The sequence below is a fragment of the Paraburkholderia sp. BR10937 genome, assembly GCF_040965695.1.
Lineage (GTDB): Bacteria > Pseudomonadota > Gammaproteobacteria > Burkholderiales > Burkholderiaceae > Paraburkholderia.
The window spans coordinates 82,734-97,525 of sequence record NZ_JBFRCL010000003.1; the positions used below are offsets into that span (position 1 = coordinate 82,734).

9 protein-coding genes are annotated in these 14,792 nt (G+C 67.0%); 6 read left to right on the top strand and 3 right to left on the bottom strand.

The window, feature by feature from the left end; all coding sequences use genetic code 11:
• The first annotated feature begins 33 nt into the window (after positions 1 to 33).
• Positions 34 to 4,485 carry a translocation/assembly module TamB domain-containing protein gene (locus AB4Y44_RS03865; RefSeq protein WP_368698758.1) on the top strand — a complete coding sequence of 1,484 codons (4,452 nt, stop codon included), beginning with the start codon at positions 34 to 36 and terminating at the stop codon, positions 4,483 to 4,485.
• A gap of 71 nt (positions 4,486 to 4,556) precedes the next feature.
• Here AB4Y44_RS03865 and metG read toward each other — a convergent pair whose 3' ends face one another.
• Positions 4,557 to 6,710 (bottom strand): methionine--tRNA ligase, encoded by a 2,154-nt coding sequence (metG, locus tag AB4Y44_RS03870; protein ID WP_368698759.1) that lies wholly within the window; start codon positions 6,708 to 6,710, stop codon positions 4,557 to 4,559.
• Between the two features lie 462 nt (positions 6,711 to 7,172).
• Positions 7,173 to 7,826 carry an OmpA family protein gene (locus tag AB4Y44_RS03875; protein WP_342920925.1) on the bottom strand — a complete coding sequence of 218 codons (654 nt, stop codon included), beginning with the start codon at positions 7,824 to 7,826 and terminating at the stop codon, positions 7,173 to 7,175.
• 318 nt (positions 7,827 to 8,144) lie between these two features.
• Between AB4Y44_RS03875 and apbC the strand changes: the two genes are divergently transcribed.
• The 5 genes from apbC to AB4Y44_RS03900 all read left to right on the top strand — a co-directional run bounded on the left by apbC (position 8,145) and on the right by AB4Y44_RS03900 (position 13,759).
• The gene (gene apbC / locus AB4Y44_RS03880) at positions 8,145 to 9,233 is read left to right on the top strand and encodes an iron-sulfur cluster carrier protein ApbC (protein ID WP_368698760.1); all 1,089 of its coding nucleotides are present in this window, start codon (positions 8,145 to 8,147) and stop codon (positions 9,231 to 9,233) included.
• Positions 9,234 to 9,382: 149 nt separating this feature from the next.
• The gene (locus AB4Y44_RS03885; RefSeq protein WP_342920927.1) at positions 9,383 to 9,937 is read left to right on the top strand and encodes a superoxide dismutase family protein; all 555 of its coding nucleotides are present in this window, start codon (positions 9,383 to 9,385) and stop codon (positions 9,935 to 9,937) included.
• A gap of 143 nt (positions 9,938 to 10,080) precedes the next feature.
• Positions 10,081 to 10,650, top strand: a complete 570-nt coding sequence (gene dcd / locus AB4Y44_RS03890; protein ID WP_028207739.1) for a dCTP deaminase — start codon at positions 10,081 to 10,083, stop codon at positions 10,648 to 10,650.
• Positions 10,651 to 10,736: 86 nt separating this feature from the next.
• Complete coding sequence (locus tag AB4Y44_RS03895) at positions 10,737 to 13,016, top strand: Orn/Lys/Arg decarboxylase N-terminal domain-containing protein (protein WP_368698761.1); 2,280 nt, start codon at positions 10,737 to 10,739, stop codon at positions 13,014 to 13,016.
• 62 nt (positions 13,017 to 13,078) lie between these two features.
• Positions 13,079 to 13,759: a lysozyme inhibitor LprI family protein gene (locus tag AB4Y44_RS03900; protein ID WP_342921077.1), complete on the top strand. Its 681-nt coding sequence runs from the start codon at positions 13,079 to 13,081 to the stop codon at positions 13,757 to 13,759.
• Positions 13,760 to 13,769: 10 nt separating this feature from the next.
• On the opposite strand, the gene AB4Y44_RS03905 is transcribed toward AB4Y44_RS03900, so the two are convergent.
• Entirely contained in the window at positions 13,770 to 14,699 is a 930-nt protein-coding gene (locus AB4Y44_RS03905; RefSeq protein WP_368698762.1) for a bestrophin family protein, read from the bottom strand.
• Positions 14,700 to 14,792: the final 93 nt, after the last annotated feature.

Here is a 14,792-nt window from a genome sequence, read left to right on the forward strand (position 1 = left end):
AACGCTTCCTGCGCCGCACGGCGAGGGGGCGGCATGAGCGCGCGCCGTTTCGCTGCGGTGACATGGCTGCCGGCTACGTTCGCGGTGCCGCCGGGGGAGCCTGGCCGCAGCCCGGACGATGAAGCGCGCGGTGAACCCGGCGGCCATGGCGGCGACGGCGGCGACGGTGCGCCGCCGCGGCGCCACGGGCCGCGGCTCTGGAAGGCGCTTGCCTGGGCGATCGTCGTGCCGGTGCTGCTCGTCGGACTCGTCGCCGGCTTGCTCTATGGCGTGCTGACCACCGAGCGCGGCACGGCCTACGCGTGGCGCGCGGCAGTCAGGCTGCTCGACGGCAAGCTCGCGGGCCGGTTCGAAGGCGGCACGCTCGCGAGCGGCGTGCGCTTTTCCAACCTGAGCTGGCGCGGCACCGACGGCAACACGCTCAAGGTCGACCGCATCGGCGGCCAATGGGAGCTGCAGGGCTTCGGCCAGAAACCGTGGCGCTTCGTGGTGGACTATCTGCACGCCGGCGACATCGAGATGCGCATCGTGCCTTCGCACGAGCCTTCTTCGCCCATGAAGCTGCCGGAAAACCTGCAGCTGCCGCTCGGGCTCGAGATCCGCGACCTGCAGGTGGACAAGCTCACGGTGCACGAAGGCACCTCGACCAACGAGTTCTCGCACTTCCAGTTCCACGGCCGCAGCGACGGCCGCCATCACGAGGCCGCCATCGAGCGTCTCGACACGCCGTTTGGCGCGGTGAGCGCGCGGGCGTTGCTCGACGGCGTGCGGCCGTTCCCGCTCACGGGCGACCTGGGCTACTCCGGCAAGGTGAACGGCGAAGACGTGCAGGTCAGCGCAAACCTCGCCGGCTCGCTCGAGGCGCTCACGGCCGATGTCGAGGCAAGCGGCATGAAGCTCACGGGCCGCGCGCACGTGGAGGCCACGCCGTTCGCTTCCGTGCCGCTGCAGCGCGTCACGCTCGCGTTCGATCATGTCAATCCGCAGGCGTTCGCACCGGGCGCGCCGTTCGCCGACCTCGCCGTGCGTGCGCAGCTGCAGCCGGTGCCGGGCGGCGCGGCAGGCGTGCCGGCGGCGCTCGCGGCGGTGGCTTCGGGCGCGGCGGCGGTGTCGGACGTGACGCCGGCTTCGGCGCCGGCGCTCGCATCGGCGCCGGCGGGCGGCGCGAAGCCCGATGCCGCGGCTGCAGCCTCGGCCGCGGCCGACGCGGCGCGCGCGCGCAGCAACGCGGCGGGCTTCACGGTGGCGGGCGCGGTCTCGATCGTGAACGCGAAGCCGGGCGCCGTCGACGAAAAGCTGCTGCCGCTCATCGACGCCCACGCCGACGTGGTGCTCGATGCGAAGACGCAGCGCATCCCGAAGCTCGCCGTGCGTCTCGTGAAGAACGCGACGGTCACCGGCGGCGGCACGATCAGCGGGCGCGACGGCCGTTTCGACCTGAAGGTGGCCGGGCTCGACCTCAACGCGATCCAGTCGAGCGTGCGCGCGACGCAATTCGCGGGGCCAGTCGGCGTGCGGCTGAATGGCGACGTCCAGAGCGTCACGCTCGATCTCGCCGACCCGAAGGCGGCGCTGCGCGTGCAGGGCAAGATCACGCAGGACCCCGCGCGCCTGTCGCTCAACGACGTGCGGCTGACTTCGGGGGCAGGGCGCATCGACCTGTCGGGCGCGCTCAAGCACGACGCCAGCTCCACCTATCAACTCAAGGCGGTGCTGACCAATTTCGATCCGCTGTCGCTCACGTCGCAAACACCGGCGCGCACGGCTGCGAAGCCGCCCGCGCCGCCCGCCCGGCCGCGGCCCGCGGCCCAGCCCGCCGCCGACGCGCTCAACCCGCAACGCAATCTCGCGCTCAATCCGGCGCTGAACCCGTCGCTCAACCCCGCGCAATCGGGCGAGCAGGCCGCCGAGCAAAAGCGCGTCGAGAACGCGAAAGAGAGCAGCCCGCGCGGGGCGGCCGAGCCCCAGGCGAAGCCGCGGCCGGCCACGCGTCCCGCAGCCCGGCGCATCGAGGCGCGCGTGAACGGCACGCTCAACGCGAGCGGCACGCTCGCGCCCACCTTCACGACGCGGGCCGAGTTCAAGCTCGGCCCGAGCGTCTACGACGACCTGCCGCTCACGGGCCAGGGCCTCATCCAGCTGGCGGGCTCGCGTATTCTGCCGAGCCGCGCGAACCTCTCGGTCGCGGGCAATACCGTGGATCTGCAAGGCAGCTTCGGCGCGCGTGGCGACCGCCTGCGCTTTCGCGTGGATGCGCCGCAGCTCGACCGGCTCGGCTTTGGCATCGCTGGCCAGCTCGCGGCGAACGGCGATGTCACCGGTACCTTCGCGCATCCCGATGTCTCGCTCGACTACAAGGCCGACCACGTGGTGTTCGGCGATAACCGCGTCGGCCATGCCGAGGGTCGGGCGCTCGCGCGCGACGGCGCGAACGGCGCGCTCGCCTTCAGCACCGACGCGAGCGACATTGCTGCGGCGGGCGTCGATATCACGACGCTCACCGCGCGCCTCGACGGCACGCGCGCGAAGCACACGCTCACGGCGAGCGCGAAGGGCAAGGTCCAGGGCCAGCCGATCGACTTCGTGGCGGCGGCCAACGGCGGCCTCCAGGACACGCGCGAAGGCACGCGCTGGAACGGCACGGTGACGCAACTCGAGAACCGCGGCGTGCCCGGCCTGAAACTGCAGTCGCCGCTGACGGTGAGCGCGGGCCCCGGCAAGGTCACGCTCGGCGCGACGCGCATCACGGGGGAAGGCGCCTCGCTCGAGCTGAAATCGTTCGATCTCGACCATGGCCGCATCCGCTCGGCGGGCACGCTCACCAACGTCTCGCTCGCGCGCATCATGCAGATCCGCCAGCAGTTCACGGGCGTGCCGTCCACGCTCAGGACCGACCTGATCTTCGACGGCGACTGGGACTTCTCCGTCGGCCCGACGGCCACCGGCTATGTGCAGATCAAGCGCCGCTCGGGCGACATCACGACCGAGGTCGGCCGCGGCTTTGCCTCGCTCGGCGTGGGCGACCTCAACGTGCGCGCGGCCTTCAGCGGCGGCAACCGGCTCACGCTCACGGCGCATGCGCTGGCGAGCCGCGTGGGCATGCTCGACATCGATGCCTACACGACGCTCATGCCGCGCGACGGCATTCTCACCGTCGCGGACGAGGCGCCGATCGGCGGCACCATCAAGGCGAACGTGCCTTCGCTCAGGAACACGGGCGGCATGCTCGGCCCGACTTACCTGCTCGACGGCCATCTCGCGCTGCAACTCGCGCTCGGCGGTACGGTCGCGAAGCCGAACCTCACGGGGTCGCTCGTCGGCGACGGCATCTCGGCCACCATGGTCGACCAGGGCGTGGAGCTGAAGGACGGCGTGATCCGCATCGCGCTCTCGCAGAACCTCGTCGACTTCCAGCAGGTGGAGTTCCACGGCGCGACGAGCGGCACGCTGCGCGCGAAGGGCCAGGTGCGGCTCGACAACGCGGAGCCCGATCTCACCGCGAGCATCGTCGCGGACAAGCTCGAGCTTTTCGCTTCGCCCGACCGCAAGCTGTCGCTCTCCGGCAGCGCGAGCATCGCCAACGGCGGGCATCTGGGCGGCATGCAGATCGACGGCAAGTTCACCGTCGATCGCGCGCTCTTCGACATGCCGGAGTTGCCCGCGCCGTCGCTCGGCGACGACGTCGTGATCGTGCGCCCCGACGGCACCACGGTCGGCGGCAGGCCGCCCATCGAAGAGACGGCGTCGACCAAGCCCGCGCCGCGCTTTGCCCCGCGCGCGAACGTCGACATCGATCTCGGCCACGACTTCCGCTTCCGCGGGCAGGGCGCGGATCTGGGTCTGGCGGGCACGATTACGGTCAACAGCGCGCCGGATGTCCCGCTGCGCGCGGTCGGCAACGTACGCGTGACCGAGGGCTCCACCTACACGGCGTTCGGCACCAAGCTCAATATCGAGAACGGCTTCTTCACATTCAACGGGCCGGTGGGCAATCCGGGCATCAACATTCTCGCGATGCGGCGCAACCAGCAGGTCGAGGCGGGCGTGCAGGTTACCGGCACCGTGCAGGCGCCGGCGGTGCGGCTCGTTTCCGAGCCCAACGTGCCCGATAACGAAAAGCTCTCCTGGCTGCTGTTCGGGCACGGCACCGACCAGGGCAACAACCTGGGCCAGCAGAGCGCGATGACGACGGCGCTCGCCCTGCTCGGCAGCGCGCAAGGCAAGCGTATTGCGCAGAGCATCGGCCTCGACGAGTTTTCGATCGGGCGCAGCGAGGTGGGCCTGACCGACACCGAGGTCGTCATGATCGCGAAGGCCATCAACCAGCGTCTCGTGATCGGCTATGAGCAGGGCCTGCAGTCGGCGTCGAACGCGGTCAAGGCCACGATCAACCTCTCGCGCTACTGGTCGCTGGTGGTCTACGGCGGCACCTTCAACGGCGCCGATATTCTCTATACGCGGCGTTTCGACCGGCTTCGCCGCTAGCGCCTCGAAAAGCCAGGCGCAAAAAAACGCCCCTCGCAAGGGGCGTTTCGTATGACATCGGCGAGCGGGTTTTACTTGACCCGCATGCCCGGCTTCGCGCCGCTATGCGGCTCGAGAATGTACAGACCCGGTTCGGCCTTCTCGTCGGCCGAAGACGCCGCGAGCACCATCCCTTCGGACATGCCGAACTTCATCTTGCGCGGCGCGAGGTTCGCGACCATCACCGTGAGCTTGCCCTTGAGGTCTTCCGGCTTGTACGCCGAACGGATGCCCGAGAACACGTTGCGCGTTTTTTCCTCGCCCACGTCGAGCGTGAGTTGCAGCAGCTTGTCCGAGCCTTCGACGATGTTGCAGTCGACGATCAGCGCCACGCGCAGGTCGATCTTCGCGAAGTCGTCGATGGAGATGACCTCCGGCGTTTCATCGGCGGCCGGCTTCTTCGCTTCCCTGGCGGCCTTCGACTTCTTGTTCGCCTCCGCAGCCGAGGCGGCGGGCGCATCGGTCGCCTGCAGCGAATCGCGGTTCGCGGCGAGCAGCGCTTCGATCTGCTTCGGATCGACGCGCGTCATCAGGTGCTTGTACGCGTTGATCGGCTGTTGCGACGAGAGCGCCTTGCCTGCATCGGCCCAGGTCAGCGGCTCGATCGCGAGGAACTGTTCGACGCCTTGCGCGAGCGTCGGCAGCACCGGCTTCAGCGAGAGCGAAAGCAGGCGGAACGCTTCGAGGCTCACGCTGCAGGTCTCGTGCAGCGCCAACGAGTTGGCCGGATCCTTGGCCTGCTCCCACGGCTTGGCCGTATCGACGTAACCGTTCACGGTGTCGGCGAGTTCCATCGTCTGGCGCAGTGCGCGGCTGTATTCGCGTGCTTCGTAATGCGCAGCGATCTGCGCAATGGCGCCGCGCAGTTGCTCGAGCAGCGGATGATGCATCGCGCTATCCTGCACGCGGCCGTCGAAGCGCTTGATCAGGAAGCCCGCCGCGCGGCTTGCGATGTTGATGTACTTGCCGACGAGGTCGCTGTTCACGCGCGCCTGGAAGTCCTCGAGGTTCAGGTCGAGGTCTTCCATCGTGCTGTTGAGCTTCGCGGCGAAGTAGTAGCGCAGCCACTCGGGGTTCAGGCCCGTGGTCACATAGCTTTCCGCCGTGATGAACGTGCCGCGCGACTTCGACATCTTCGCGCCGTCCACGGTCAAAAAGCCGTGCGCGAAGACGTTGGTCGGCGTGCGGTGGCCCGAGAACTGCAGCATGGCCGGCCAGAACAGCGTATGGAAATACAGGATGTCCTTGCCGATGAAGTGGTACTGCTCGGTCTTCGAGCCGGCCTTCACCCATGCCTCGAAATCGAGGCCGCGCTTCTCGCACAGGTTCTTGAAGCTCGCGTAATAGCCGACCGGCGCGTCGAGCCACACATAGAAGTACTTGCCGGGCGCGCCCGGAATCTCGAAGCCGAAATAGGGTGCGTCGCGCGAGATGTCCCAGTCGGCGAGCTTCGATTCGCCCGACTCGCCCAGCCACTCGCGCATCTTGTTGGTCGCTTCCGGTTGCGCGAGGCCGCTCACCCAGCCGCGCAGGAAGTCTTCGCAGCGCGGGTCCGAGAGACGGAAGAAGTAGTGCGTCGAGGTCTTGCGGATGGGCGTTGCGCCCGAGACCACCGAGTACGGATTCTTCAGGTCAGTGGGCGCGTAGGTCGAGCCGCACACTTCGCAGCTGTCGCCGTACTGGTCCTTCGCGCCGCACTTCGGGCACTCGCCCTTGATGAAGCGGTCCGGCAGGAACATGTTCTTGACCGGGTCGTAGGCCTGCTCGATGTCGCGCGTCTCGATGAAACCCGCTTCCTTGAGCGCCAGATACACCGACTCGGAGAGCACACGGTTCTCTTCGGAGTCCGTCGAGTAGTAGTTGTCGAACGACACGCCGAAGCTGTCGAAGTCGCGCTTGTGCTCCTGCCACACGCGCGCGATCAGCTGCTGCGGCGTGAGGCCTTCCTTCTCCGCGCGCAGCATGACGGGCGTGCCATGCGTGTCGTCGGCACCGACGTAGTAGACCTCGTGGCCATGCATTCGCAGCGCGCGAACCCAGATGTCCGTCTGGATGTACTCGACCAGGTGGCCGATGTGGATCTGGCCGTTGGCGTACGGCAGAGCAGACGTAACGAGAATCTGGCGGCGGCCGCTTGGGTTGGCATGCGCGCCGGCTGCTGCGAGGTCGGTGGCGGGTGCTGACATAAGTGAGGGGAAGTCCGATATTGCGGGGGAAAGCGCGATTTTAGCAGGGCGGGCGCAGCGCCGTTCGGCGAGCCGATGGACGCTCGTATGCGCAATGCCTGGAGGGCGCGCGGGCTACGCAGGCAATGGCTGTGTTGCGCTGCACAAATCGCGGCCAAAAAAAACCGGGGCAAGATTGGCCCCGGAGCAACAACGACAAGAGGAGAATGGTGACGCGGCGGCACTGCCGCACACGTACCGTAAAGACAGACAGCACGGTTTCCCGAGAGTTCGAAAAATTTTTCGATTCTCTCCCAGCGCGTTGAAGCGGGGGTCGGATGACCGTCCAGCAAGGGTTGCGGACGCATCTTCGGGTCGCTCGAAATGCAAACGGGACGGCATGATTGCCGTCCCGTCGATGCGTCGCTGTTTTTGCTGCGCAGTCGCCGGCAACCGCGTTCCCGGCGACTGCGTCGGGCCGGCTTAGCCGCCCTGGTGCTGCGACGTCGCGCGCAGGTACATTTCCACGCGGCGGTTAGCAGCGCGGCCCGCTTCGGTGTTGTTGTCAGCGATCGGTTGCGTATCGCCGCGTCCCTCTGCCGACATGCGCTGCATCTGAATGCCGCGCGAAGCGAGGTAGTTCACGACGCTCTGGGCGCGGTTGACCGACAGCGTCTGGTTGTAGGCGGGGGAGCCCGTGTTATCCGTATGGCCGACCACCTGCGCAACCACTTCCGGGTTCTGCTGGAGCGTCTGCGCGACCTGGTCGAGCACCGGCGCGAACGACGGCTTGATCGCGTAGCTGCTGGTGTCGAACGTCACATTGCTCGGGATGTCGAGCTTGAGCGAGCCGTCCGGCTGCTCGGTGATCTTCGTGCCGGTGCCCTTGGTGGCGCCCGTGAGCTTGTTGTGAATGTTCTGCCAGTTGTAGCCGGTGATTCCGCCGACCAGTGCGCCAGCGCCTGCGCCGATTGCCGCGCCCTTGCCGCCGCCGAAGATGGCGCCGATCGCCGCGCCCGTGCCTGCGCCGACACCGGTGCCGACGGCCGTGTTGGTGCCCTGCTGCGTCGCGCAGCCGGCGACGAGCGCGCCGGCCACGGCGAAGACGGACAGGCGAGTCAGGATTCTTGTGTTCATTTGCTTTCCTTTCTTGAGTGGAACGGACGCTGCCCGCGGCGTTCGCGGCCCCGCATGCGAACAGGGTCTTCGAACGGTGCGCGGCGGCAGCTACTACAATGACGCCTTGAGGTTGGCGCCGCCAGGCGAGAAGCCGCTGGGTCGCGGCTTTGAGACCCCCTGGTCGGCACACAAAATCGATGCTGCCGCGAAGCGTGCCCTGCCGGGCAATTTTGCGCAATGCAGCTTAACAATTTCTTTCGATTTCCGGCGCGTAGGCGATCAGTCCTCACTCGGATCGGCGCTAACGCAGACCGGCATTCTCCCCACGGAGTTTCAATGAGCATAGATCGGGCTTTGGTCGACGCCGCGCTCGCGGCCTTGACGGATCCGAACACGGGTCATCCCTACACGGTGGCCAAGGGCGTGCGCAACGTCACCGTCGATGGCGATACGGTCGGCGTCGAGATCGTGCTCGGCTATCCCGCGAAGAGCCAGTTCGACGCGGTGCGCGCGCAGATCGAGGCGGCGCTTGCCGCCGTGCCGGGCGTGAAGGCGAGCCGCGTCGCGGTCAGAAGCGAGATTACCGCGCATACGGTGCAACGCGGCGTGAAGCTGCTGCCCAGCGTGAAGAACATCGTCGCCGTGGCCTCGGGCAAGGGCGGCGTGGGCAAGAGCACGACCGCCGTGAATCTCGCGCTCGCGCTCGCCGCCGAAGGCGCTTCGGTCGGCGTGCTCGACGCGGACATCTACGGTCCTTCGCTGCCGATGATGCTCGGCATCGAGGGCCGCCCCGAGTCGCCCGACGGCCAGTCGATGAATCCGCTCGAAGGCCACGGCGTGCAGGCCAACTCGATCGGCTTTCTGATCGAGCAGGACAACCCGATGGTCTGGCGCGGCCCGATGGCGACGTCCGCGCTCGAGCAGCTGCTGCGTCAGACCAACTGGCGTGAGCTCGACTATCTCGTGGTCGACATGCCGCCGGGCACCGGCGACATCCAGCTCACGCTCTCGCAGCGCGTGCCGGTGACGGGCGCCGTGATCGTCACGACGCCGCAGGACATCGCGCTGCTCGACGCGAAGAAGGGCCTCAAGATGTTCGAGAAGGTGGGCATTCCGATTCTGGGCATCGTCGAAAACATGGCCGTGCACATCTGCTCGAACTGCGGCCACGCCGAGCACATTTTCGGGGCGGGCGGCGGCGAGCGCATGGCGAAGGAGTACGGCGTGGAAGTGCTCGGCAGCCTGCCGCTCGATATCGCCATCCGCGAGCAGGCCGATTCGGGCCACCCCACCGTGGTGGCCGCACCCGAGGGGCCGGTGGCGGCCACCTATCGCGCGATCGCGCGCCGCGTGGCAATCCAGATCGCCGAGCGCGCCCGCGACATGACCTCGAAGGTCCCGACCATCGTCGTGCAGAACACCTGAGCGCCGGTGCGGGCCGCGGCGCTCGCGCGGCGCCCCGCGCATGGGGACAGATAGGCGCGCGCCGCGCCGCGTGCGCGGTATCATGTGGGCTTCATCGGGTCCGGTATGGCGGCAGCAACGGGGCTGCCGCCGCCCGGCAAGAGGATCGCATGGATAAAGGACACGACAGGCAAGCGGGGAATGCGCAGGTCGTCAGGATGATCGCCCTCGTCACGCTCTGCGGCTGCGCGCTGCTGGCGGGTTGCACGAGCTTCATGGGGCAGCAGGAGAAGCGCGCGGTCGCCCAGTTGCTGCCGACCGTCGGCAGCCAGGTGCGCGGGACGGTTTCGTTCGTCGAACACTCGGACGGCGTGCAGGTGAGCTACAACCTCGCGGGCCTGCAGCCCGACAGCGATCACGCATTGCAGGTGCACGAGCGCGGCGACTGCAACGCCACCGACGCCTCGAGCGCCGGCGCCGTGTTCGCGCCCGCTGCGGAGCGCCTGAAGCCCGGCGTGCGGGTGGAAGGCGATCTCGGCAATATCCATGCGGATTCGAACGGTGTGGCGTCGGGCTTTATCGTCGCACCCGACGTCTCGCTCGACGGCGTGCGCTCCGTGCTGCAACGCGCGGTGATCGTGCACCGGGACGCCATCGACCCTTACGCGTATCCGCAGCGCGGCACCGGCCCGGCGCTCGCCTGCGGGCTGATCCGCGCCCAGTGAGCGAGGCGTTTGCGCCGGCGCGAAACGCAGTTCCAGGCATGGCGATCCACATCGCGTAAAATAGGCGCCTTTCGCACGCGGCGCGCGCCCGGTGGGCCCGTCCGCATGCTTTCCCGACCCGAATTTCTCGTCAAGTAGCGAACATGGCAATCAAGTCCGACAAGTGGATCCGGCGCATGGCCGAAGAGCAGAAGATGATCGAGCCGTTCGTGCGCGATCAGGTCCGTATGTCGGAAGATGGCCGCAAGATCGTGAGCTACGGTACCTCGAGCTACGGCTACGACATCCGCTGCGCCGACGAATTCAAGATCTTCACGAACATCAACTCGACCATCGTCGATCCGAAGAACTTCGACGAAAAGTCGTTCGTGGACTTCAAGGGCGACGTCTGCATCATCCCGCCCAATTCGTTCGCGCTCGCGCGCACGGTCGAGTATTTCCGCATTCCGCGCAACGTCCTGACCGTCTGTCTGGGCAAGTCGACCTATGCGCGCTGCGGGATCATCGTGAACGTCACGCCGTTCGAGCCCGAGTGGGAAGGGTACGTCACGCTGGAATTCTCAAATACGACACCTTTGCCTGCGAAAATCTACGCGAACGAAGGGGTGGCGCAAGTGCTGTTCTTCGAAAGCGACGAGATCTGCGAGGTTTCGTACGCGGATCGCGGCGGCAAGTATCAAGGCCAGCACGGCGTGACCCTGCCGAAGACCTGACGAACCAGACCCTGCCACCGGACACAACGACATACGGGGACCGCTGCGCGTCATATGCAGCGGTCGTTTCTTTTGGAGAATCGCCCATGAAGTTTCGTTTTCCCGTCGTCATCATCGACGAAGACTTTCGCTCCGAGAACATCTCGGGTTCCGGCATCCGCGCGCTCGCCGAAGCCATCGAGAAAGAGGGCGCGGAAGTCCTCGGGCTGACGAGCTACGGCGACCTCACGTCGTTCGCGCAGCAGTCGAGCCGCGCGGCCTGTTTCATTCTCTCGATCGACGACGACGAGCTGCTGCCCTACGTCGAAGGCACGGATGGCGAAGCGCCCGAGCATGCGCCTGCGATCGTCGCGCTGCGCGCGTTCGTGGAAGCGGTGCGCACGCGCAACGCCGACATCCCGATCTTCCTGTACGGCGAGACGCGCACCTCGCGCCATCTGCCCAACGACATCCTGCGCGAGCTGCACGGCTTCATCCATATGTTCGAGGACACGCCGGAGTTCGTCGCGCGCCACGTGATTCGTGAAGCGCGCGTGTATCTCGACGCGCTCGCGCCGCCGTTCTTCAAGGAACTCGTCAAGTACGCCGACGAAGGTTCGTACTCATGGCACTGCCCGGGGCACTCGGGCGGCGTCGCGTTCCTGAAGAATCCGCTCGGCCAGATGTTCCACCAGTTCTTCGGCGAGAACATGCTGCGCGCCGACGTCTGCAACGCGGTCGAGGAACTCGGCCAGCTGCTCGATCACACCGGCCCGGTCGCGGCCTCGGAGCGCAACGCGGCGCGCATCTTCAGCGCGGACCACGTGTTCTTCGTGACCAACGGCACGTCCACGTCGAACAAGATCGTCTGGCACGCAACGGTCGCGCCCGGCGACATCGTGCTGGTGGACCGCAACTGCCACAAGTCGATCCTGCACGCGATCACGATGACGGGCGCGATTCCCGTGTTCCTCACGCCCACGCGCAACAACTTCGGCATCATCGGCCCGATCCCGCGCGACGAGTTCAAGCCGGAAAACATCCGCAAGAAGATCGAGGCAAATCCGTTCGCCCGCGAGGCGCTCGCGAAGAATCCGAACGTGAAGCCGCGCATTCTGACGATCACGCAGAGCACGTACGACGGCGTGGTCTACAACGTCGAGATGATCAAGGACCTGCTCGGCGACATGCTCGACACGCTGCACTTCGACGAAGCCTGGCTGCCGCACGCCGAATTCCACGAGTTCTACCAGGACATGCACGCGATCGGCGCGGGCCGTCCGCGCACCAAGGCGCTGGTGTTCGCGACGCACTCCACGCACAAGCTGCTCGCCGGCATCTCGCAGGCCTCGCAGATCGTCGTGCAGGACTCGGAAGACAGCGCATTCGACCGCCATCGCTTCAACGAGGCGTATCTGATGCACACGTCGACGTCGCCGCAGTACGCGATCATCGCGTCGTGCGACGTGGCCGCCGCGATGATGGAAGCGCCGGGCGGCCCGGCACTGGTGGAAGAGTCGATCGCCGAAGCGCTCGACTTCCGCCGCGCCATGCGCAAGGTGGACGCCGAATACGGCGACGACTGGTTCTTCCAGGTCTGGGGGCCGGACGAGCTGGCCGAAGAAGGCATCGGCTCGCGCGACGACTGGATGCTGCGCCCGAACGATCACTGGCACGGCTTCGGCGCGCTGGCGGAAGGCTTCAACATGCTGGACCCGATCAAGGCGACCATCGTCACGCCGGGTCTGGACGTGGACGGCGAATTCGGCGAGACCGGCATCCCGGCCGCGATCGTGACGAAGTACCTGGCCGAGCACGGCATCATCGTCGAGAAGACGGGTCTGTACTCGTTCTTCATCATGTTCACGATCGGCATCACGAAGGGCCGCTGGAACTCGATGGTGACCGAGCTTCAGCAGTTCAAGGACGACTACGACAACAACCAGCCGCTGTGGCGCGTGCTGCCCGAATTCGTCGCGCAGCATCCGATGTACGAGCGCGTGGGCCTGCGCGACCTGTGCCAGCAGATCCACAGCGTCTACCGTGCCAACGACATCGCGCGCCTGACGACCGAGATGTACCTCTCGAGCATGGAGCCTGCGATGAAGCCTTCGGACGCCTTCGCGAAGCTCGCGCACCGCGAGATCGACCGCGTGCCTGTCGACGAACTCGAAGGCCGTGTCACGTCGATCCTGCTCACGCCGTATCCGCCGGGTATTCCGCTGCTGATTCCGGGCGAGCGCTTCAACAGGACGATCGTGAATTATCTGAAGTTCGCGCGCGAGTTCAACGAGCGCTTCCCGGGCTTCCATACCGACATCCACGGGCTCGTGGGCGAGACCATCAACGGCCGCATCGAGTATTTCGTGGATTGCGTGCGCGACTGAACGCGCAAGGGAGGGGAATGTTGGGTGGTTCATCGGCGCGGCTAGCGCGTTACTTTGCGGCGATGGTGTCGGCGCTGTCGGCGATTTCGGCCGCCACGGCGCTGTTTGCCGTGGCGCCGGCGGCGCGCGCCGAGGTCGCGGCCGCCGATCCGATCGACACGGCCATGCGGACCTGTCTCGCGCGCGCGGACCGGTCGTCGACGGCCGGGCAGATCCAGTGCATGGACGACGCGCGCACCGCATGGCGCAAGGCCGCCGACAACGCGCTCACGCAGCTGCTCGCGAAGCTTCCGTCCGCGCAGCAAAAGCGCTGGCAACTGAGCCAGCAGAAGTGGGTGGCCTGGCGCGACGCCGAGGACACCATGCTCGGCGCCGCGTTCGCGACCACGAGCGGCAGCACCTACCAGCTTTATGAGGCGGACATGCGCCTGCAGCCGGTGCGCGATCGCGCGCTCGCGCTGCGCAACCAGGCGACGACGTACGACGGCGACGCGCCGAAGGTGCGTGCCTGCAGCGCCGACGCGCGCTGCGAGCACGTGAGCTACGACCTCAACCGCTACTACCGTCAGCTCTATGCGCGCATGCCGAAGCACGCGCGGCCTACGGTCGCACGCGCACAGAGCGACTGGCGCGCGTATCGCGACGCGACCACGCCGCTCATCGACGAGCATGCGCGGCTCGATCTGCTAGGCGGGCGCCTCGCGACCTTGAAGCGGCTCGCCGAAACGGTGAACAACCACTGAGGCTGCGCCTTCAGTCGAGGATGAACTGCTCCGGCGCGCGCGCCGGCAGCGCAGTCGGCTCGCCCATCAGGTCGTGCAACGCGACCTCGATGCCGGTCGACATCAGGTTGAGCGCGAGGTCGTTGTCTTCGGTGCCGAACGGGTCTTCGAGCTGCGAGGCGATCGCCTCGTGGGCCATGAACGCGTAGGCCACGAACACGGCGAAGATCGGCGTCAGACCGCCGATGCTGTCGACGAGGCCGAACGGCAGCATCGCGCAGAAGAAGTACACGGTGCGATGAATCATCACCGTATAGGCGAACGGCAGCGGCGTGGAGACGATGCGCTCGCACCCGCCGATCACATCCGAAATGCCATTGAGATTGTGCTCGAACGCGAGCACCGCGTAGCCGTCGAGGCGACCTTCGCGCGTTTCGCGCTGGACCCATTCCGAGGCGCACAGCAGGAGCGTGGCCGGGCGGTAGCGCGCCGCCACCGCGCGCTCGAACAGCGCGGGCGGCAGGCGCGATTCGAGATCGGCGTGCGGGTCGGTGTTGCGCAGTTGATGGCGCAGCGCATGCGGCAGCGCAGCGAGCAGACGCATCAGCTCGCGGGCACGCTCGCGCGTGGCGGCTTCGTCGCCGCTGCGCGGGAGCGTGAGCGCCTGGCGCACCAGCGAGCGCGTCTCGTTGAGCATTTGCCCCCAAAGCTTGCGGCCTTCCCAGTAGCGGTCGTAGCTCGCGCTGTTGCGAAAGCCGAGAAACACCGCGAGCGCAATGCCGATCAGCGAGAACGGCACGGTGCTCAGGTTGACCGTGAGCTTGAGGATGTGATCGTGCGCGGCCACTGCGATGATCGACAGTACCAGCACGATGAAAAGGCGCGGCAGAAGTTGCGGCAGCACGGAGCCGCGCCACGCGAGCAGCATGCGGAACCAGTGGAGGTGAGGGCGGACGATCATGGGGCAGGTGGTGGGAGCGAAGACGAAGCCTGACGCAGCAAGTCGTCAGTATGGCGCGGGATCGTAGGCCATGGCGCGCGACTGCCGGGCGCA